At 69.2% G+C, this 20,341-nt stretch carries 21 protein-coding genes; 12 read left to right on the forward strand and 9 right to left on the reverse strand.

From position 1 onward, the window contains the following. Positions 1-16: 16 nt before the first annotated feature. Positions 17-1,051, reverse strand: a complete 1,035-nt coding sequence (locus tag AB0N59_RS06270; protein WP_363480301.1) for an LLM class flavin-dependent oxidoreductase — start codon at positions 1,049-1,051, stop codon at positions 17-19. 94 nt (positions 1,052-1,145) lie between these two features. Between AB0N59_RS06270 and AB0N59_RS06275 the strand changes: the two genes are divergently transcribed. Next, entirely contained in the window at positions 1,146-2,888 is a 1,743-nt protein-coding gene (locus tag AB0N59_RS06275) for a sodium:proton antiporter (protein WP_363480304.1), read from the forward strand. 53 nt (positions 2,889-2,941) lie between these two features. Here the strand turns inward: AB0N59_RS06275 and AB0N59_RS06280 are convergent, their stop codons facing one another. Together AB0N59_RS06280 and AB0N59_RS06285 are read right to left on the reverse strand one after the other, a co-directional pair. Then, positions 2,942-3,151 (reverse strand): DUF2795 domain-containing protein, encoded by a 210-nt coding sequence (locus AB0N59_RS06280; RefSeq protein WP_363480306.1) that lies wholly within the window; start codon positions 3,149-3,151, stop codon positions 2,942-2,944. A gap of 73 nt (positions 3,152-3,224) precedes the next feature. After that, positions 3,225-3,647 (reverse strand): Hsp20/alpha crystallin family protein, encoded by a 423-nt coding sequence (locus tag AB0N59_RS06285; RefSeq protein ID WP_363480309.1) that lies wholly within the window; start codon positions 3,645-3,647, stop codon positions 3,225-3,227. A gap of 127 nt (positions 3,648-3,774) precedes the next feature. Here AB0N59_RS06285 and AB0N59_RS06290 point away from each other — a divergent pair, with 127 nt between their 5' ends. Next, on the forward strand, positions 3,775-4,065 hold the full coding sequence (locus AB0N59_RS06290) for a MerR family transcriptional regulator (RefSeq protein ID WP_363480312.1): 291 nt from the start codon (positions 3,775-3,777) through the stop codon (positions 4,063-4,065). A gap of 90 nt (positions 4,066-4,155) precedes the next feature. On the opposite strand, the gene AB0N59_RS06295 is transcribed toward AB0N59_RS06290, so the two are convergent. Beyond that, positions 4,156-5,583 carry a dicarboxylate/amino acid:cation symporter gene (locus AB0N59_RS06295; RefSeq protein ID WP_363480315.1) on the reverse strand — a complete coding sequence of 476 codons (1,428 nt, stop codon included), beginning with the start codon at positions 5,581-5,583 and terminating at the stop codon, positions 4,156-4,158. A 206-nt stretch (positions 5,584-5,789) separates the two neighbouring features. Between AB0N59_RS06295 and AB0N59_RS06300 the strand changes: the two genes are divergently transcribed. The 5 genes from AB0N59_RS06300 to AB0N59_RS06320 are packed head-to-tail and all read left to right on the forward strand — an operon-like array spanning position 5,790 to position 12,360. Next, complete coding sequence (locus AB0N59_RS06300) at positions 5,790-7,241, forward strand: APC family permease (RefSeq protein ID WP_363480318.1); 1,452 nt, start codon at positions 5,790-5,792, stop codon at positions 7,239-7,241. Continuing rightward, positions 7,241-8,623, forward strand: a complete 1,383-nt coding sequence (locus AB0N59_RS06305; protein WP_363480321.1) for a glutamine synthetase family protein — start codon at positions 7,241-7,243, stop codon at positions 8,621-8,623. Before AB0N59_RS06300 ends, AB0N59_RS06305 begins: the two co-directional genes overlap by 1 nt. Next, positions 8,613-9,788, forward strand: coding sequence for an amidohydrolase family protein (locus AB0N59_RS06310; protein WP_363480324.1), 1,176 nt, complete (start codon positions 8,613-8,615; stop codon positions 9,786-9,788). Before AB0N59_RS06305 ends, AB0N59_RS06310 begins: the two co-directional genes overlap by 11 nt. Next, entirely contained in the window at positions 9,785-11,026 is a 1,242-nt protein-coding gene (locus AB0N59_RS06315; protein WP_363480326.1) for an amidohydrolase, read from the forward strand. The genes AB0N59_RS06310 and AB0N59_RS06315 overlap by 4 nt, the downstream gene beginning before the upstream one ends. After that, positions 11,023-12,360, forward strand: a complete 1,338-nt coding sequence (locus tag AB0N59_RS06320; protein WP_363480329.1) for an aminotransferase class III-fold pyridoxal phosphate-dependent enzyme — start codon at positions 11,023-11,025, stop codon at positions 12,358-12,360. Before AB0N59_RS06315 ends, AB0N59_RS06320 begins: the two co-directional genes overlap by 4 nt. A gap of 9 nt (positions 12,361-12,369) precedes the next feature. Here the strand turns inward: AB0N59_RS06320 and AB0N59_RS06325 are convergent, their stop codons facing one another. From AB0N59_RS06325 to AB0N59_RS06345, 5 genes are all read right to left on the reverse strand, one after another. Next, positions 12,370-13,233: a MurR/RpiR family transcriptional regulator gene (locus AB0N59_RS06325; protein ID WP_363480331.1), complete on the reverse strand. Its 864-nt coding sequence runs from the start codon at positions 13,231-13,233 to the stop codon at positions 12,370-12,372. Positions 13,234-13,339: 106 nt separating this feature from the next. Beyond that, positions 13,340-13,612: a helix-turn-helix transcriptional regulator gene (locus tag AB0N59_RS06330; RefSeq protein ID WP_363480334.1), complete on the reverse strand. Its 273-nt coding sequence runs from the start codon at positions 13,610-13,612 to the stop codon at positions 13,340-13,342. A 95-nt stretch (positions 13,613-13,707) separates the two neighbouring features. Then, entirely contained in the window at positions 13,708-13,947 is a 240-nt protein-coding gene (locus tag AB0N59_RS06335; protein WP_363480337.1) for a helix-turn-helix transcriptional regulator, read from the reverse strand. A gap of 103 nt (positions 13,948-14,050) precedes the next feature. Continuing rightward, complete coding sequence (locus AB0N59_RS06340) at positions 14,051-14,800, reverse strand: hypothetical protein (protein WP_363480340.1); 750 nt, start codon at positions 14,798-14,800, stop codon at positions 14,051-14,053. Continuing rightward, complete coding sequence (locus AB0N59_RS06345; RefSeq protein ID WP_363480342.1) at positions 14,800-15,426, reverse strand: DUF2975 domain-containing protein; 627 nt, start codon at positions 15,424-15,426, stop codon at positions 14,800-14,802. Before AB0N59_RS06345 ends, AB0N59_RS06340 begins: the two co-directional genes overlap by 1 nt. A gap of 230 nt (positions 15,427-15,656) precedes the next feature. Between AB0N59_RS06345 and AB0N59_RS06350 the strand changes: the two genes are divergently transcribed. The 5 genes from AB0N59_RS06350 to AB0N59_RS06370 all read left to right on the forward strand — a co-directional run bounded on the left by AB0N59_RS06350 (position 15,657) and on the right by AB0N59_RS06370 (position 20,324). Beyond that, positions 15,657-18,176 carry an ATP-dependent Clp protease ATP-binding subunit gene (locus AB0N59_RS06350; protein ID WP_363480345.1) on the forward strand — a complete coding sequence of 840 codons (2,520 nt, stop codon included), beginning with the start codon at positions 15,657-15,659 and terminating at the stop codon, positions 18,174-18,176. A gap of 92 nt (positions 18,177-18,268) precedes the next feature. Next, positions 18,269-18,772 carry an amino-acid N-acetyltransferase gene (locus tag AB0N59_RS06355; RefSeq protein ID WP_363480348.1) on the forward strand — a complete coding sequence of 168 codons (504 nt, stop codon included), beginning with the start codon at positions 18,269-18,271 and terminating at the stop codon, positions 18,770-18,772. 9 nt (positions 18,773-18,781) lie between these two features. Next, positions 18,782-19,441: a hypothetical protein gene (locus AB0N59_RS06360; RefSeq protein WP_363480351.1), complete on the forward strand. Its 660-nt coding sequence runs from the start codon at positions 18,782-18,784 to the stop codon at positions 19,439-19,441. Positions 19,442-19,680: 239 nt separating this feature from the next. Then, entirely contained in the window at positions 19,681-20,091 is a 411-nt protein-coding gene (locus AB0N59_RS06365; protein ID WP_363480354.1) for a dehydrogenase, read from the forward strand. Then, on the forward strand, positions 20,088-20,324 hold the full coding sequence (locus AB0N59_RS06370) for a hypothetical protein (RefSeq protein ID WP_363480357.1): 237 nt from the start codon (positions 20,088-20,090) through the stop codon (positions 20,322-20,324). The genes AB0N59_RS06365 and AB0N59_RS06370 overlap by 4 nt, the downstream gene beginning before the upstream one ends. The last annotated feature ends 17 nt before the right edge of the window (positions 20,325-20,341 follow it).

Raw genomic sequence — 20,341 nt, forward strand, 5'->3', positions numbered from 1 at the left:
CGGCCCGGCCCGGGGGCTACGCGACCAGCAGGTCGAGGGTCTGCGTGCGTCCAGGCGTCTCGTCGAGCGGCTCGCCGTCGTACGAGCCCGCCACGGGCGAGAGCATGATCTCGTCGACACCGTGCTGCGCGGCGAACGCGGCGAGCGACGCGCGCACCTCGTCGCCGGTGCCGATGAACCAGCGCTGACGCATCGCCTCGATGAGGGGCTGCTCGGCGGCATCCGGAGCCGCGCCCAGCGCCTCTTCGACCGTCTCGAGAACCCGCATGGGCTTATTGCCGCGCAGGCGCGCCATCGCGCGCATCTGCGGCAGGGCGCGGTCGTTCGCCTCTTCTGCTGTGGGCGCGGCGACGACGTTCGCCGTCAGGAAGGTGAGGGGCGCCGCCAGGGTCTCGGATGCCTGGAACTGCGACCGGTACAGGTCGAGGGCCCGTTCGAGCCCTGTGCCGGCGAAGTGGTTGGCGAACACGTACGGCAGGCCGTGCGCCGCGGCGAGCTGGGCGGAGTAGTCGCTCGAGCCGAGCAGCCAGATGGCGGGGGCGCCGGATGCCACGGGCGTCGCCTTCACGCCGTACTCGCCGCCGCTCGTGAAGCGCACGGTCGCGCCGTCGGGCTGCACCATCGCGGCGATGTCCTGCACGTGCGAGGGGAAGCGCTCGACATCGCCGGTGGTGCCCGACTGACGCAGCAGGTGGGTGATCACGGGATCGCTGCCGGGAGCGCGGCCGATTCCGAGGTCGATGCGGCCGGGCGCGAGAGCCTCGAGCGCGGCGAACTGCTCGGCGACGATGAGAGGGGCGTGGTTGGGCAGCATGACACCGCCCGAGCCGACGCGGATCCGCTCGGTGCGCGACGCCGCCGCGGCGATGAGCACAGGGGGAGTGGTCGACGCCACCGACGGCATGTTGTGATGCTCGGCGAACCAGTAGCGAGCGAGGCCCAGGGCGTCGGCGTGCTGGGCGAGCGCCATCGACGAGGCGATCGCCTGCGCAGAGGTCTGTCCTGAGCGGACGGGAACGAGATCGAGAACGGAAAGCGCGGGAGTACTCATCGTCAATGCCAACCGCGCAGGCGGCGCGGGCATTCCACGAGACGCGCCAGATGCGAGCCGCGGTGGCCGGATGCCGTGGGCGTAGCCTCCTGGGATGGAGTCCAGCATCTTCTTCATCGTGGTCGGTGCCGTGGCGGTCGCAGCCGTCGCCCGCTGGAAGGGATGGCCCGCGCCTCTGCTGGTGACGGTCGTCGCGCTGCTGGCCTCGTTCCTCCCGTTCGTGCCCGACGTCGCGATCGACGGTCATGTGCTGCTCAACATCGTGCTGCCGCCGCTGCTGTACTCGGCGGCGCTCGACGTGTCGTTCCTGAGCTTCACGAGGGCCATGCCGCAGATCCGGCGGCTGGGTGTCGGTCTCGTGGTGGTCACGGCGGGCGTCGTCGGGCTGCTCGCGTGGTGGATCATGCCGGAGCTGACCCTGCCGGGTGCGCTGCTGCTCGGAGCGATCGTCGCACCTCCGGATGCCGTGTCCGCCGCCGCCATCGGGCGCCGGCTCGGCCTGCCGAGGCGCGTCATGACCGTGCTCTCGGGCGAGAGCCTGATCAATGACGCGACCTCGCTGACGATGTACCGGGTGTTCGCGGCGATCGTGGCCGGCGCGACGGTGACGCTGGCGGGCGGTGTCGGGCAGTTCTTCGTCGCCGTGCTCGTCGGGGTGGCGGTGGGCCTCGTCTTCGGCGCGGTGCTGCACGGGCTTCGGATGCGCGTCGCGGACCCTGTCGTGAACGGCACCTTCGGGCTGCTCGCGCCCTTCGGTGCGTACGCGATCGCGGAGCAGCTGCTGGGCTCGGGAGTCCTCGCCGTGGTCGCGATGGGTCTGTTCGTCGGCTTCAACGCACCGAAGACGAGCTATGCGACGCGCCAGCAGGAGGCGCCGCTGTGGCTGTCGGCCGACTTCCTTCTCGAGTCGTTCGTGTTCGCGTACATCGGGCTGCAGCTGCCCAGGGTCATCGCCGATCTGAAGGACGGCGAGGTGGGCGGGGTCGTGCTGCTCTCGGCCGTGGTGCTGCTGGCGGTGCTGGTCGTGCGGCCGCTGTTCGTCTATCCCGCGCATGCGTGGGGGCAGTGGTGGACGCGGATGCGCCTGCGTCGGTGGAAGCGGATCACCGCCGCGCATCCGGATGCCGTTCATCCGGGCCCGGCGGCCCATCCGGGCCGTCCGGGCCGGCATCCGCTCAGCGAGGAGCAGCTGCGTCGTCGCCTCGCAGAGATGCGGCTCTCGTGGCGTGACAACGCGGTGATCTCGTGGGCGGGGATGCGCGGCGTCGTCACGCTCGCGACGGCGCTCGCCGCAGCCGACCTCGCGGGCATCGACGGCGCTGCCGCGCACGCGATCGTCGTGGTCGCCTTCGTCGTCACCGTCGGAACCCTTCTGCTGCAGGGGCTGACGCTGCCGTGGCTCATCCGCACGCTGCGAGTCGTCGACGATCGCGAGCAGCAGGAGGATGCCAGGCAGCTCGCCGCGGTGCGCGAGCGCAGCCGCGAGGCGGGCAAGGCGTACCTGCGGGGGATGCGCCGCGAATGGGCCCTCGAGCACCGCGAGGACCGGCTGCCGGCCTTCGACGCCTATGCGAAGCGGCTGGTGCGGGTGCAGTCCGACGCCGAGCAGGCGGGGGCCGAGAAGTCCGGACCCGCGCAGGATGGCGTCGATCAGCAGCTGCGGCCGACCGCTGAGCAGTTCACGGCCCTGGCGAAGGGGTGGCTCGCGGTGCGGCGGCAGCTGCTGCTCGAGGAGCGCCGTGCCGGCAACCTCAGCGAGGAGGTCATGCACGAGCTGATCGCGGCGATGGATGCCGAGGAGCTGGCCCTCGACACGAGGATGGCTCTGCGCACCTGACCGTGCCCCGCCCGGCCCGGACTTGCCCGCCGGGCGGAGGAGGTGCGCGGCGGTCAGGCCGCGACGAGGGCCGCGTCGGCGGGCGAGGCCAGCGCGAGGCGCACCTGCCAGCGCGCGTCGTAGCTGTCGTGATCGAGCTGCATCAGCATCCGGATGTCGTCGGAATCGAGTCCGTCGCGCACGGCCTCGCGCACGAGGTCGTCTCTGGTGGCGGGAAACTCCATTCCGGCGAGGAACCGCTGCAGCGACGTCGAGAGGGACATGCGTGCTCCTTTCCTGAGAGGACGGGGATGCGGGGAGCGCCCGCAGACGCGACCGGGCGCTCCCCGCGGTCGATCAGGCGCTGATCGCCTCGCGGGCGTCGGTCGATTCGACCTCGATGCGCCGCGGCTTCGCGCGCTCGCTGACGGGGATGATCACCGAGAGCACGCCGCTGTCGTACGAGGCGCTGATGCGGTCGAGGTCGACGCCGTCGCCGAGCGTGAACTGGCGGAAGTAGGTGCCGGTTCCGCGCTCGCGGGCGATCCAGCGCATGCCCTCGCCGGTGTCGGCGGTGCGCTGTGCGCGGATCGACAGCTGCGAGCCATCGAGGTCGACGTCGATCGATCCGGGATCGGCGCCCGGGATGTCGGCATGCAGGACATAGCGGTCGCCGTCGCGGCAGAGGTCGACGGGCATCACGCGCGGGGCGCGCACGGAGTCCAGCACGCTCGCGGCGAATCGATCGAGCTGACTGATCGGGTCGAGGGTCATAGCCATGGTGTTCTCCTCTCACTATGGGCCGCCGGTCGGCGGCTCTGCGGATGGTGATGCAGGGAATCTGCATCCGTCGATGTATATTTATAACTCCGACCGCCGTAGATCTCAAGTGTCAGGATGGATGCCGATGACTGATCGTGACGCTGCCACGCCGCTGTACGGGATCGCCGTCGCAGCCGACCTGGCCGATGTGCCCGAGGCGACGCTGCGGCTCTACGAGCGGCGCGGGCTGCTGACGCCATTCCGCAGCGATGGCGGCACGAGGAGGTACAGCGACGACGACATCGACCGTCTGCGCCGGGTCGCCGAGCTGCGGGATGCCGGGGTGAACCTCGCAGGCATCGGCAGGGTGCTCGATCTCGAAGACGAGAACGGCGACCTGCGACGAGAGCTCGAGGAGAGGCGCCGAGAGGGCTGACTCCGCCGCGCACGCCGCGATGCGGCATCCGGATGCAGAGAGCGCCCCGCCCCCGGAAGGGGCGAGGCGCTCTCTGGACGTACGGGAGGGTCAGCGGGTGCCGGCCGGCTCCTTGGTGGCGTCCGGCTCAGCGGCATCCACGTCGTCGATGTCCTCAGCGAACGGCAGGCCGTTGCGCGGGGCGTTGTAGAGATCCTCGTCGAGGATTCCCTCGCGCTTGGCGACGATCGTCGGAACCAGGGCCTGGCCGGCGACGTTGACCGCGGTGCGGCCCATGTCGAGGATCGGGTCGATGGCGAGCAGCAGTCCGACGCCCTCGAGCGGAAGGCCCAGGGTCGACAGGGTGAGCGTCAGCATCACGACGGCGCCCGTGGTGCCGGCGGTCGCAGCCGAGCCGACGACCGAGACGATCACGATCAGCAGGTACTGGATGAAGCTCAGCTGGATGTCGAAGAACTGCGCGACGAAGATCGCGGCGATCGCCGGGTAGATGGCGGCGCAGCCGTCCATCTTGGTGGTGGCGCCCAGGGGCACGGCGAACGAGGCGTAACCGCGGGGGACACCCAGGTTGCGCTCGGTGACGCGCTCGGTGAGGGGCAGGGTGCCGATCGACGAGCGGCTGACGAAGGCCAGCTGCACGGCGGGCCACACGCCAGAGAAGTACTGCTTGATCGACAGGCCGTGCACGCGCACGATGATCGGGTAGACCACGAAGATCACGAGGGCCAGACCGATGTAGATCGCGGCGGCGAACCAGGCGAGTGAGGTCAGCTTGTCCCAGCCGTACTTGACGACAGCGGCGCCGATGAGGCCGAAGGTGCCGATCGGGGCGATGCGGATGATCCACCACAGCACGCGCTGGATGACCTTGAGCAGCGACTCGGTGAAGGCGAGGAACGGCTCCGCCTTCTTGCCGGCCTTGAGCGCCGCGATGCCGACGACGGCCGCGACGACGATGACCTGCAGGATGTTGAAGCCGACGTTCGAGACGAGGGTTCCCTCGACCGGGCCGGGGGTCGTCGAGACGGTCAGGCCGAGGAAGTTCTGCGGGATGAGGCCCAGCAGGAAGTTCCACCAGGTGCCGACCGTGTACGGGTCGCCGGTCTCGAGGCCTGCGCCGGCCTTCGCGCCCGGCTGGATGACCAGGCCGAGGGCGATGCCGATGATCACCGCGATGAATGCCGTGATGCCGAACCAGAGGATCGTCTGACCCGCGAGACGTGCGGCGTTCTGCACGCGGCGCAGGTTGGAGATGCTCGCGACGATGGCGGTGAAGATCAGCGGCACGACGGCGGCGCGCAGCAGTGTCACGTACGAGCTGCCGATGCGGTCGAGGGTGTCGGACAGGACCGTCGGGGTCTCGGGGCCTGCGCCCAGCGAGACGGCGATCAGTCCGACGCCGATGCCCAGGACGAGGGCGGCGATGATCTGGAACCCGAACGAGGTCAGCAGCTTGCGTGCAGGGCTTCGGGTGTCGGGCGCCTTCTGGGCGCGCGCGGTCGATGAAGAGGTGCTCAAGGGGACTCCAATTGTCTGCGCGGAGTGCGCGTCACGTGGGGTCAACGCTAAGCGGAACGTCCTATTCCCGTGAATGTGTGTGACGAAGGATGACGTGGGCCCGGTGCGTGTGTAATATCTGTTTCAATCTCACTCAAACAACGAAGTCGTGCATGATTTCGTTCAGGATTCCGGCGTCGATGCGGATGCCGGACGAAAGGGTTGTCATGACGTCAACGTCGCAGGCCCAGCCGTCAGCAGCGCGCGAGGAGAGGCTGACTCCGCGCAGGCCCTTGAGGCTGTGGGAGGTCGTCGCGATCTCCGTCGGCTTCATGGGCCCTGTCATGGCCATGTCGCTGAACGGCATCGGCGTCGCCGGGCTCGTCGGCTCGTCGGTGCCGTTCACGTTCGCGGTCTCGTTCATCGGCACCATGCTGGTCGCCTACGCGTTCATCAGGCTCACCCGCTACATCACCCACGCCGGCTCGGTCTACGCCCTGGCGGGCTCGACGCTCGGACCGCGAGCGGGCTTCTTCGGCGGGTTCGCCCTGCTGGGCACCTACCTGTTCTTCGCAGTCTGCATCGCGGGAGCATGCGCGGTGTTCTTCGAGGCCATGCTCACCGAGCTCGGCATCACCATGCCGGGCTGGGCCTGGGTGCTGGTGCCGATCGTCGTGTCGGCGTTCGTGCTGATGCTCAACGTGCGGGAGTCCGCCGTGACCGCGCGCACGCTGCTGGTCATCGGGTTCGTCGGCATCGCCGCGATGCTGGTGCTGTCGGTCGTCATCATCGTGCGTGTCGCGACCGGCGACGCTCCCGTGTCCACGGGCGTCGACCTGTCGGTGCTGCTCCCCGGCGATGCTCCGATCAGCGCCGTGATGACGGCAGCCGTGTTCGGGTTCCTGTCGTGGGCCGGTTTCGAGTCCGGCGCGTCGCTCGGCGAGGAGACGCGCAATCCGAAGCGCGTCGTGCCGGTCGCGCTGCTGCTCGCCGTCGTTCTCGCGGGGTTCATCTACGTCCTCGTGATGTTCGCTCAGACCATCGGCTTCGGCACGGATGAGGCGGGCGTCGCGGCCTTCGCCGGTGCCTCGTCGACTCTCACCACCCTGGCATCGACGTATGTCGGTCAGTGGTTCGCGGTGCTCATCGCGATCTTCGCGTTCTTCGTCGCCTTCGCCTCGCTGCTCAGCTCGACGGCCGCATCCGCTCGACTCATGTTCGCCCTCGCGCGCGACGGCTTCGGACCGAGCGCCTTCGCGCGCACCAGCGCGAAGACGGGTGTGCCGGTGAACAGCACCGTGTTCGTCGTGATCTTCACCGTCGTCATGGCGGTGGCGTTCGGGGTCTTCGGCGCCACGTCCGTCGACGTGTACTACTGGTTCGCCACGGTCGCCGTGCTCTGCATGGTGGTCGCGTACGGCATGACGTCGATCGGCGTGATCCGGTACACGTTCAAGCCGGGCTCGGTCATCCCCAAGTGGGAGGCGATCATCCCCGTGCTCGGGCTGGTGTTCCTCGCGTACGTCTACGTCATCCAGATCGCGGGTCAGCAGCCCCCGTACACGTACTTCCCGTGGATCGCCGGCGCCTGGTGCCTCATCGGTCTCGTGATCGTGCTGGTCAAACCCGCCCTCGCGAACCGCATCGGCTCGCGCCTCAGCATGGAGGATCTCGACTGATGACCCTCACCGAGAACCCCGTCGGCGTCGCCGACCCCGAACCGACCCGAATGGAAGACATGAACGGCACCCTCCCGCATCCCGGATCCGACGTCGACGAGCTCGTCTTCGTCGCGACCACCGACATCGCGGCCCGCACGAAGGGCCGATCCATGCGGCTCGCGGACTTCGACGAGAACACCTCGCTCGGGTGGGTGCCGGCCAACCTGGGCATCGGATCGCTGGGTCACATCGTCGACGACATCCCGTACGGATCGACCGGGGACCTGCGTCTCAGGCCCGACCTGTCGTCGCTCGCCCGGCTCGACGGCATCCCGGGCCGGCCGCCGCTCAGCATCGTCTTCGCCGACCTCGTCAACACCGACGGAACCCCGTGGGAGAGCTGCCCTCGCACCTTCCTGCGTGACGCGGTGGAGCAGCTGCGCACCGAGTTCGGCCTCACCACCCGCTGCTCCTTCGAGCACGAGTTCGTCGACCGCACGGCCACCGGCGACCACCACCCGTTCTCGCTGCAGGCGTTCCGGCGTGCGGAGCCGATCGGGTCGACGCTGATGACCGTGCTGAGCCGCGCCGGCCTGGAGCCCGAGACCTGGCTGCCCGAGTACGGCCGTCACCAGTACGAGATCACCGTGGCGCCGGCCGACCCGGTGACGGCGGCCGACCGCGCCATCCTCGTTCGCGACATCGTGTACGACCTGTTCGACGCGCACGGCCGCGAGGCGTCGTTCGCTCCTGTCGTCGCACCGGGAGAGGCCGGAAACGGCGTGCACGTGCACTTCGGCCTCGACGACGCAGACGGCAACACCGTCATCTACGATCCCGAGCGCCCCGGCCGGCTCTCGGCGCTCGCGGGCAGCTTCGCGGCGGGCATCGTCAAGTACGGCCCGGCGATGGCCGCGCTCTTCGCCCCGCTCGCCACGAGCTACCAGCGACTCGCGCCGCACAACTGGTCGAGCGCGCGCGCCTTCCTCGGCCTGCAGAACCGCGAGGCCCTGCTGCGCATCTGCCCCACCAACGAGATCGACGGTCGCGACCCCAGCAGGCAGCTGCACTTCGAGTTCCGCGGCGGCGACATCGGAGCCAACCCCTGGATCCTGCTCGGACTGATCCTCCGGGCCGGAGCGCAGGGTCTGCGCGACGGGCTCGAGACCCCCGAGATCGTGGTCGGAGAGCTCGACCTCGACGACGCGCACGCGCACCTGCCGAAGCTGCCGCGCAACCTCGAAGAGGCGCTGACCGCGCTGGCGGACGACGAGGTCGTCTCGGGATGGTTCTCGCCGGCGTTCCTCGCGACGTACGAGGCGATCAAGCGCGACGAGTTCGCCTCGGTGCAGGCGCGCTCGCTCGCCGAGCAGTGCGAGGTGTACGCCCGTGTCTACTGAGCGCCGTGACCTCGACATCCCGCTGCTCGACCATCACTGCCACGGGGTGACGACCGCAGACCTCGATCGTGACGAGTTCGAGGCCCTCATCACCGAATCCGACTGGGATGCGCCGGAGGGGACGACCCACTTCGACTCGCAGGTCGGCTTCGCCATCCGGCGGCACTGCGCGCCCGTGCTCGGCCTCGAGCCGTTCGCGAGCCCCGACGAGTACCTGGCGCGACGGCGCGAACTGGGGGGCCTCGAGGTGAGCCGCCGCCTGCTGCGCGCCACCGGGATCAGCGACTACTTCATCGAGACCGGGCACCGTGGCGACGAGATCCTCGATCCGGACGAGATGGCGGATGCCGGCGGTGCCCGCGCTTCCGTGATCGTGAGGCTCGAGCGCCTGGCCGAGGAGCTCGTGCTCGACGGGGTCGAGGCGGCCGGGTTCACCGAGGCCTATGCACGCCTTCTCGACGAGAGGCTGCGCACGGCCGTCGGAGTCAAATCGATCGCCGCGTACCGGATCGGACTGGACTTCGATCCCCGACGTCCGTCGGAGGCGGAGACGGATTCCGCTGTCGCGACCTGGCTGGCGGGCATCGCCGACGGGGCGCCGGTGCGCCTGGCGGACCCGGTCATCATCAGGAGCCTGCTGTGGGCGGCGGTCGACCGCGCCTGCGCGATCCAGTTCCACATCGGCTACGGCGATGCGGATGTCGACCTGCACCGCTGCAGCCCGCTGCTGCTCACCGACTTCCTGCGTCTGACGCGCGAGACCGGTGCCAGGGTGATGCTGCTGCACTGCTATCCGTTCCACCGCGAAGCCGGCTACCTCGCTCAGGTCTTCCCGCACGTGTACTTCGACGTGGGGCTGGCGATCAACTACACGGGCTCGCGTTCCGACGAGATCATCGCCGAGACGCTCGAGCTGGCTCCGTTCCACAAGATCCTGTTCTCGTCGGATGCCTTCGGCGCGGCCGAGCTGTACCACCTCGGAGCCCTGCTCTTCCGCCGCGGGCTGGCTCGCGCACTCGACACGTTCGCGGAGCGCGACGGCTGGCCCGCTGCGGAGCGCACGAGGATCACCGAGATGATCGCGTGGCGCAACGCCCGGCGGGCGTACCGGCTCGACGCCTCGACGGAAGAGACGCCCGGGGCAGACGGCGCGGGCGCAGCGTGACCCTCACCGTCGCCCGTCTCACCCAGCTCGCAACCGAGTGGAACGCCCTGCTCGAGCGAGAGCTCGCCGCGGCCGGTCAGCTGCGCCGTGAGCTGCACGCCGCGCCGTGCACGTCGGGGAACGAGCATCCGGCGGTGGCGAGGCTGATCGACGAGCTGAGCCGCCAGGTCGACTTCGAGCCCATCGCCGAGAGCGGTGCGGTCGGGCGGATCGGGCCCGCGGGCGGGCCCGCTGTCGCCGTGCGCGCCGAGCTCGACGCCCTGCCGGTGACCGAGCTGACCGGTGCCGCCTTCGCCTCCGGCAACGGGGCGATGCACGCCTGCGGACACGATGTGCACCAGGCGGCGCTGGTCGCGCTGGTCCGCTCGGCACATGGCCTCGACCTGCCGGTGCCGCTCGTGCCCCTGCTGCAGCCGCGGGAGGAGACGTATCCCTCGGGTGCGCTCGACATGATCGAAGCGGGGGTGATCGATAGGTACGACATCGCCCATGTGATCGGTGCGCACGTGCATCCAAGCCTGCCGGCGGGCGCTGTGGCAGCTGCCGGAGGATTCATCAACGCGGCGGCCGATGAGCTCGAGATCCGCGTCATCGGTCGAGGCGGACACGGGGCCTACCCGCACGAGGCGAGCGACACGGTCGCGGCGATCGCGCAGATCGCCCTCGCCGTCCCCGAGATCGTCCGCCGCACCGTGAGTCCGCTGCGTCCGGCGATCATCAGCATCGGAACCCTCGCCGCCGGTGAAGGGGCGGCCAATGTGCTGCCTGCCGATGCGCGCATCTTCGCCACGATGCGCACGACGCACCCCGACGACCGCACGGCGCTCTTCGCCGCTGTGCGGCGGATGGCCGAGAGCATCGCCGCGGCGCACGGAGCCGCAGCCGACGTCCGGCGCATCGAGGGGGAGCCCGCGCTCATCAACGACGGCGTCCTGGCCACCGCCGCGGACGACTGGCTCGCGCGCCTCGGCGTCGAGGGGGCCGAGCCCATGCGCTCGCTGGGCGCCGACGACTTCTCGTACTTCTGCGACGCGGTGCCGTCGCTGATGATGTTCGTGGGAGTGCGCACGGAGGGGGAGGACCCGCAGCCGGGCCTGCACCACCCGCGGTTCCTGCCGGGTGACGATGCCGTCGCGTCGGTCGCCAGAGCGCTCATGGCCGGCTACCTCGCCGCGGCCGAGCTCGCGCTCGGCATCGAGCACCACCGGCGAGGATCTGAGGGGGCGGGTCGCGAATGACCGACGCAGCGGATGCCCTGATCGCGCGCGACGATGCGGTGATAGCCGGCGTCGAGAAGCTGCGCTTCTTCCCCCTGGCGGTGCAGTCGGGTCATGGTCACACGCTGGTCGAACCGGGCGGCCGTCAGCTGCTCGATCTGAGTGCCAGCTGGACAGCATCCGGATTCGGCCTCGGTGCCGAGGCGATCGCCGAGGCCGTGCACCGGGCGATGCAGCAGGGGGCCGGAGCGTCCGTCCTCTCCGCGACGCACCCCGACGCCGTCGCTCTGGCCGAGGAGCTGATCGCGCTCGTTCCCAGCCGCCTGCCGGCGGCCGAGCGGCGCGTGTACCTCGGGCACGCGGGGACCGACGCCAACGAGGTCGCCCTGCGCGGATGCCGGAACGCGACCGGGCGCCCAGGGGTGGTCGCTTTCGAGAACGGCTATCACGGTGGTGTCGGCACCGCGCAGCGGGTGTCGGGAGTGCATGTCTCGGGCGGGGTGCCCGCCGATCCGCATGTCGTCTTCCTGCCGTATCCCGATCCGTTCCGGCCGCACACCGCAGACCCGGCCACGGTTCTGCCGGATGTGCTGGCCCGTGCCGAGCGCGTGCTCAGCCAGCGCGCGACCGCTGCCGTCATCGTGGAGCCCATCCAGTCGGACGGCGGGGTCATCGTGCCTCCGCACGGCTTTCTCGCCGGATTGCGGCGCCTCTGCGACGATCACGGCACGTACCTCATCGTCGACGAGGTCAAGGTCGGTCTGGGACGGACGGGCCGTGTGCACGCGTTCGCTGCCGAAGACGTGGTGCCGGACGTCGTGACCCTGGGCAAGGCGCTCGGCGGAGCGCTTCCGCTGTCGGCGGCGGTCGGACCCGCAGCGGTGCTCGATGAGCCGGTCGCATCGGCGCTGATGACGACGACGGGCAACCCGGTGTCGTGCGCCGCGGGTCGTGCCGTGCTGACACTTCTGCGTGACGGACGGCTGATCCGCAACGCCGCAGAGAGAGGCGGGCAGCTGCGATCGCTGCTCGAGAGCTACGCGAGCGGCGATCGGCAGGGTGCCTCGCGAATCGGCGACGTGCGGGGCCGTGGCCTCTCGCTCGGCCTGGAGCTCGTGCGCGACAGGGCGTCGCTCGAACCGGACGCGGATCTCACAGCCAGGGTCGCCTACCGGCTGTGGCAGCTGGGCGCCGTGGCGTACCCGGTGAGAGGGAATGTGATCGAGCTCACGCCCCCTCTGACCATCACCGCCTCGGCCATCGACCTGGCCGCCGATCTGATCGCGCAGGCCGTCGACGACGTCGTCGAGGGCGCCGTGACCGACGAGATGATCGCGGCCTTCCAGGGCTGGTGACGCTCGCCCTCAGCCGGGTGTGCCGCGCGTCTCCTCCATGGCGGCGAGCCGCTGACGCCCGGCCTCGCCGAGACGGTCGGTGACGGCGGCCACGAGCGTCTCGACGACGGCGAGCGCACCTACCAGGGAGTCGAAGGGCGAAGGGGCCTCGACGTTGGCCGGCAGCACGGTCGCGGCGTGCTCGGCCGCGGGCGAGAGCCACTGGTCGGTGAAGAGAACCAGGTCGGCGCCTCGTTCGGCGATGCGCTGGGCGAGACGCACGACGCGCGGGTCGTACCGGCGGTAGTCGAACACGACGATCACATCTCCGCGGCGGGTGTCCTCGACGACGGAGAGGCGGGTGAACTCGTCGCCGCCGATCACCTGCACATCCCCGCGAAGCAGCATCAGGTGCGCGCCGAGGTACTCGGCGAGCAGGCGGCTGAAGCGCCCTCCGATGAGGCGCACGCGCCTGGCATCCGACAGCAGTCCCACGGTGCGCTCGAACTCGCTCGGCGGCAGCTCGCCGATCGTCGCTGCGATGCTCGCGGCGAAGACGCGACCGGCGCGGGCGAGGTCGCCGTGGGCGGGAAGGAGGTCGTCGCGTCCGTACTGCTCGAGAGGCGACCCGAGACGCTCGTGCACCTCGCGGACGAGCTGCTTCTGGAACGCGGGGTAGCCGCTGAATCCGAGCCGGCTGACGAACCGCACCACGGTCGGGGGACTGACCCCAGCCCGGTCGGCGAGCTCCGCGACCGTGCCGAGTCCGGCGATCGGATAGTTCGCGAGGATCGCGCGACCGACCTTCCGCTCGCTCGAGCTCAGGCGGTCGAGCGCTTCGCGCACCTGGGCGTTCAGGGGACGGACGGCTGCCGTGTCGTCGCTGTCGGACATTGCACCCCCTCGTGGTGAAACATACGTTACAGCGGATGCCTCTCAGTGCGGCATGGACGAGGCCGCTGGCGTGCACCTCCGCGCCGAGCAGACGCCTGACGGGCGCTCAGGCGCGGCGTCGGCCGTCTTCGGCCGGCACCGGGAACATGTCGACGGTCACTCCGTCGAGCAGCATCCCCGGGTCCATCTTCAGCGCGTCGGCGATGCGTACCAGCGTCGGGATGCCCATCAGAGCGCGGCCCTTCTCATAGCCGCGGATGTTCGACGAATCGATGCGCGTGAGGTGTGCGAGGTCGTCCTGCGTGAGGCCTCGGCGCACGCGCTCGCCGGCGATCAGCTCGCCGATGCGAGCGGCGGCGGGGGAGGGGATGCGGGACACCTGACAAGCGTCATGAATATCCGTCACATGTGCCAGGGTCAAGGCACCCGGGTATAAGTGCCGCTATACTTCGCCCCTCGTCCGGGTGTCGCGGCTCAGGCGCGCTCTGCGAGCACGAGCAGGTCGCCCACCTCGCACTCGAGCGCGTCGCACACCGCCCGCAGGGTCGAGTACCGGATCGCTCGCGCGCGGTCGTTCTTCAGCACCGACAGATTGACGATGCTCACGCCGACCTTCGCACTCAGCTCGGTCAGCGTCATCCCGCGCTCGGCGAGCAGCTCGTCGAGTCGGCAGTGTATGCCGGTGAACTCGTCGTCCATCCCGGCCGGAGTCATGCGAGCCCCCTGGTGAAAGAGAACGCTGCGGCGAGCCCGTCGGCCACCAGAGCAGTCGGAACGGTCGAGAGCCCGTACGTGACTGCGTCGCGGGAGAACCGCATCACACCAATCCCTCCGTGTCCTTCTGCAGGCGCTGGCCCATTCGGAGGATGGCGCCCAGCACGAACAGCCCGATGGCCACTCCGATCGGCCAGAAGTCCCAGTGCACGAAGACGGTCGGCTCGGGCAGCTGGTCCATGGGCATCCATTCGTCCGGATACCCCGTCCATGATGCTCCACCCAGGCTCAGGGCCTCATGCGATGCCATCGACCCCGAGATGCCGCGAAGGATCGGGGCACCCGTCCCGGCCACCAGGATCGCCGCCGCAGTCACCGTGGTCATCCGCAGCATCACCGGAGAGAACGGTGCACCCGTGCGCACCTCGCGCAGTGCGAGTGCCACCAGCATGGCGACCGTCGCAGGAAGCAGCAGGCTCAGCGCCTGGCCGGCAGCCCAGAGCGCGCGCGTCGCAGTCGAGACGCCCTCGAGTGTCATCTGCGCCAGCGCCACGCCGGTCGACTGCACGGAGGCGGCACCCGCCTCGACCTGCACATCGGGGAGTGGCAGCGGCCAGACGTTCAGCACCGGCAGCTCCATCGTCACCTCGGGGGACGTGAGGTCGACGATCGCGCCGATCACCGCGGTGCCCACGAACACGGTCATCGCCGCCCACGCGAGTCGCTCGGTCACGAGCATCGCCCGCTCGCCGTTGCCGAGGAGACCCCGGCCCAGCATCCAGAGGAAGACGGCGACCGCGAGGAGCATGAGCGCGATCACCGCGATCGCGGCGACTCCGAAGCCGATCGCCATCAGACGAGTCCTTCCGTGTCCTTCTGCAGGCGGTCGCCGACGACGAACGCCGAGCCGACCACCGCGATCGCGAACGCGGCGAGCACGAAGGTGAACGGCTCGATCGATATGACCGCGGTGTCGAAGGGGCCGTCGATCGTCTGCGCCATCGCGGCGTTCGAGAGCATGTTGTCGAAGAAGTGCGCGGCGGCGGCCCCCACCAGGCCCACGCCGCCGCCGATCGCGACGATGCGCGTGTTCGCCCTGCTGAAGACGCGCCCGCGCAGGATGTTCCGGCTCAGCATGATCAGGCAGGCGACGACCACGATCACCGTGATCCCGAACGCGAGCTGACCGAGGATGCCCGACACGGTGCCCATCGTGCCGAGTCCTTCCACGGTGACCGCCCCTCGATCGAGCTCGACCGGCAGCGTGGTCGCGCCGATGCGGGCATCCGCCGTCGTGCCCACGAACTCGACCAGCACCTGGACGGCCCCGCCTCCAGCCAGCTCGGCGATGCGGACCGCCGCGTTCCACGTCGTCCACGCGGCGATGCCCACCCCGGCGATGACGAACAGCGCGAGGCTGATCGTGTCTCCTCTGCTCAGCGTGCGCGCCCTGTCGGCAGTGCTCTGCCTGCTGTCCATGGTCCCCCCTTGGGATATCGATAGTCGTTGTTATCGCTTGTCGTTAACATAACGAGAATCGATAAAGACGTCAACCGACGCTCGAATCCCCCTCGTTCCCGGTGCTCGATCGCCGTGGCGGCACGGCGGTATGCCGACGGCGAACACGGGCATTCCTGCCCGTCGCGGTCGTTACTCTCGATGTACACGGCGCCACCGCCGCTTCGCCCCGCGCGAAAAGGAGTCACAGCATGTTCGAGAGATTCACCGACCGAGCCCGCCGAGTGGTCGTCCTCGCCCAAGAAGAGGCGAAGATGCTCAACCACAACTACATCGGCACCGAGCACATCCTGCTCGGCCTCATCCACGAGGGCGAAGGTGTCGCCGCCAAGGCCCTTGAGAGCCTCGGCATCTCCCTCGACGCCGTTCGCGAGCAGGTTCAGGACATCATCGGCCAGGGTCAGCAGCAGCCGACCGGCCACATCCCCTTCACGCCCCGTGCGAAGAAGGTGCTCGAGCTGAGCCTGCGCGAAGCGCTGCAGCTCGGCCACAACTACATCGGCACCGAGCACATCCTGCTCGGTCTCATCCGCGAGGGCGAGGGTGTCGCCGCCCAGGTGCTCGTCAAGCTCGGCGCCGACCTCAACAAGGTGCGCCAGCAGGTCATCCAGCTGCTCTCGGGTGCGCCGGGCCGCGAGACCGCCTCGGTCGGCGCGACCACGAACGAGAACCAGCAGGCCGCCCAGGGCGGGTCGCAGGTGCTCGACCAGTTCGGCCGCAACCTCACCCAGGCCGCCCGCGACGGCAAGCTCGACCCGGTGATCGGCCGCGAGAAAGAGGCCGAGCGGGTCATGCAGATCCTCTCGCGCCGCTCGAAGAACAACCCCGTCCTCATCGGCGAGCCCGGCGTCGGCAAGACCGCCGTCGTCGAGGGCCTCGCGCAGGCGATCGTCAAGGGCAACGTCCCCGAGACGCTCAAGGACAAGCAGCTCTACTCGCTCGATCTCGGCTCGCTCATCGCCGGCTCCCGGTACCGCGGAGACTTCGAGGAGCGCCTGAAGAAGGTCACGAAGGAGATCCGCACCCGCGGCGACATCATCGTCTTCATCGACGAGATCCACACCCTCGTGGGCGCCGGTGCGGCGGAGGGCGCGATCGACGCCGCGAGCATCCTCAAGCCGCTGCTCGCCCGCGGCGAGCTGCAGACCATCGGCGCCACCACGCTCGACGAGTACCGCAAGTACTTCGAGAAGGATGCCGCTCTCGAGCGCCGCTTCCAGCCCGTGCAGGTGAACGAGCCGACGCTGCCGCACGCGATCAACATCCTCAAGGGTCTGCGCGACCGCTACGAGGCGCACCACAAGGTGCAGATCACCGACGGCGCGATCGTCGCGGCGGCGAACCTCGCCGACCGCTACGTCTCCGACCGGTTCCTGCCCGACAAGGCCATCGACCTGATCGACGAGGCCGGTGCGCGTCTGCGCCTCAGCATCCTGTCCTCCCCGCCCGAGCTCCGCGAATTCGACGAGAAGATCGCGAAGGTCCGTCAGGACAAGGAGGCGGCCTCCGAGGAGCAGGACTTCGAGAAGGCCGCGGCCCTGCGCGATCAGGAGAAGGAGCTGCTCGGTGAGCGTCTGCGCCTCGAGAAGCAGTGGCGCTCGGGCGACGTCGCGACCCAGGCGGTCGTCGACGAGGGCCTGATCGCCGAGGTGCTGGCTCAGGCTACGGGCATCCCGGTCTTCAAGCTCACCGAAGAGGAGTCGAGCCGACTCGTCTTCATGGAGAAGGCGCTGCACCAGCGCGTCATCGGGCAGGAAGAGGCGATCGCCGCGCTCAGCCGCACGATCCGCCGCCAGCGCGCCGGCCTCAAGGACCCGAAGCGCCCCAGCGGCTCGTTCATCTTCGCCGGCCCCACCGGCGTCGGAAAGACCGAGCTCGCCAAGGCTCTCGCCGAGTTCCTGTTCGACGACGAGGCCGCCCTCATCTCGCTCGACATGTCGGAGTTCGGTGAGAAGCACACCGTCTCGCGCCTGTTCGGAGCCCCTCCCGGATTCGTCGGATTCGAAGAGGGCGGCCAGCTCACCGAGAAGGTGCGCCGCAAGCCGTTCTCGGTCGTGCTGTTCGACGAGATCGAGAAGGCGCACCCCGACATCTTCAACTCGCTGCTGCAGATCCTCGAAGAGGGTCGCCTGACCGATGGTCAGGGACGCATCGTCGACTTCAAGAACACCGTGATCATCATGACGACCAACCTCGGCTCGTCGGCGATCGCCGGTGGCCCCGTCGGCTTCCAGCTCGAGGGCAACTCGCAGACGACGTACGAGCGGATGAAGGGCAAGGTCGACGAAGAGCTCAAGCGCCACTTCAAGCCCGAGTTCCTCAACCGCCTCGACGACATCATCGTCTTCCCGCAGCTGAACAAGGACGAGCTGCGCCAGATCGTCGGCCTGTTCGTCAAGCAGCTGGGCGACCGCCTGCTCGACCGCGACATGACCGTCGAGCTGTCGGACGCCGCGAAGGACAAGCTCATCGACATCGGGTTCGACCCGGCTCTCGGTGCGCGTCCGCTGCGTCGCGCCATGCAGCGCGAGATCGAGGACCAGCTCTCCGAGCGCATCCTGCACGGTCAGCTGAACACCGGCGACCACGTGAAGGTCGACGTCGTCGACGGCGCGTTCGCCTTCGAGCACGCCCCGCGCGGCGAGAAGGTGTCGGTGGGCGTCAACACCGGCGGCGGCATCTCGACCACGCCCGACCTCGCGGCCGGCTGATCGGCTGAGACGGATCTGATCGGGAAAGGCCCGGATGCCAGGCATCCGGGCCTTTCCCATGCTCGGCCGTGTTCCGGCCCTACGCTGGAAGGGTGAGCGACTTCATCGTCCGCGCTGCGCGCAGCACCGACATCCTCGGCATCCACTCCCTGCTGGAGCCGCTCGTCGACCAGCGCATCCTGCTCGGCAAGGATCTCGCGGTGCTCTACGGCGCCGTCCAGGAGTTCGTGGTCGCCGAAGCCGACGGCGAGCTGATCGGCTGCGGCGCCCTGCACGTCATGTGGGAAGACCTCGGCGAGGTGCGCACCCTGCTGGTGCGCGACGACTTCCTGCGTCACGGCGTCGGACGCGCGATCGTGACCGACCTCGAGCATCGCGCGCGCCAGCTGGGCCTCACGCGACTGTTCTGCCTCACGTTCGAGACCGACTTCTTCTCGCGCCGCGGGTTCGAGCCGATCGGCGAGCAGGTCGTCGACGCCGATGTGTACTCGCAGCTGCTGCGCAGCGGCGATGCGGGTGTCGAGGAGTTCCTCGACCTCGCCCACGTCAAGCCCAACACGCTCGGCAACACGAGGATGATCAAGCACCTGAATTAGCCTGGAGTCATGCCCCGTCAGTCAGCCGCCGTCTACCGTCGCCGCCGGCTCGCGGTGCTGCTGATCCTCGTGCTCGTGCTCGCCGCCATCGGCGGCGGCGTGTGGCTGGCGATCGCCCAGCCCTGGGCGGATGCCGCCCCTGCCGACCCCTCGAGTGGTCGGACGGCGACTCCGGATGCAGGTGAGCCGAGCCCCTCGACAGCGGAGAGCGCCGACCCGAGCCCGGACCCGAGCCCGGACCCGTCGGAGTCTCCTGCGATCGTCGCGTGCACGGCTGCGGACGTCACGGTCACCGCGGTGACGGATGCCGACGCCTACGCCGCAGGAGAGCTGCCGAAGCTGTCGATCGCGCTCAAGAACACGAGTGCCCAGGACTGCACCATGAACGTCGGGTCGAGCACGCAGAAGTTCACGATCACCAGCGGCTCGGACGTGTGGTGGAACTCGACCGACTGCCAGTCGGACCCCTCGGACATGATCGTGACGCTGGAAGCGGGTGCGTCGGTCACCAGCTCGACTCCTGTGGTCTGGGATCGCACGAGGTCGTCGAAGGAGACCTGTGCCGAGAAGAACCGGCCGCGGGCCCCGGGTGGCGGCGCTTCGTACCATGTGGTGGTGTCGATCGGCGGATTCGAGAGCGCCCAGCCCAAGCAGTTCCTGCTGCGTTAGCGAACGGATCTGTCGCAAAACGATCGGAGAAATTCCGGTTTTAGGCTGACGCAACCAATATTTTGGGATACCATGGGTAGAGGTTCTCAGATCTGATGCGGTCAAGCCATCCCCAGTGGTGTCGATACCAGCGTCCCCAGCGCTTCGACAATCCACCGCATCCGAGAGCCGGAGGGCCCTCTCGAGTTCCCCAGTCCCCAATGGAGGATTCGAGAGGGCCCCACTCATAGGCTGGTGTCATGGCGAAGAAGAAGCCGGGCAGCAAGAAGCCCGCACCGCAGGACTTCCGCTCAGAGGCACTCGCTCAGGCGCTCGAGAAGCAGGACATGGCTGCCGTCGCCCTCGCCCTGCGCAACGGCAACACGGTTGTGCCGCTGATAAAGCCCGGCGCGCGCGACAACCCGCTCGACAGCGGTGAGGTGTGGACGTACCGCGACGCGAGCACCGGCGACGTCGCGCTGCTGCTGTTCAGCGACGCGAAGAACAAGCCCGCCAACCTTCCGCCCGGCGTGGGCATCTACTCGCCGACCTGGCTGAAGTCGTTCCTGACAACGCACCGAGACACCATCACGACCGTGTTCCTCGACATCGCCGGGCCTCACCCCATGCAGGCACCGCCCGCCGAGCTTCTCAGGGCCCTCGACGCGTGAGCTGGCGGGCCGTCTTCGACGCCGAGGTCACGTTCTCGAACGAGGGCGGCCTGCAGGCGCAGGGGTTCCGCGTCGACGTTCCCGGCCCGGACGTGACGGATGCCGAGATCGGCCGGCTCTTCGTGACCTCGCTCGACCTGCTCATGGCCGACACGGTCACCGTGCGCAACGTGCGCTTCATCGAGGAAGAGCACAAGGGCACGCGCGGAGGACCCAGCGACCCGCGACGCTGACGGCTCAGGGCCGACGG

This window comes from Microbacterium sp. NPDC089321 (assembly GCF_040684935.1).
Lineage (GTDB): Bacteria > Actinomycetota > Actinomycetes > Actinomycetales > Microbacteriaceae > Microbacterium.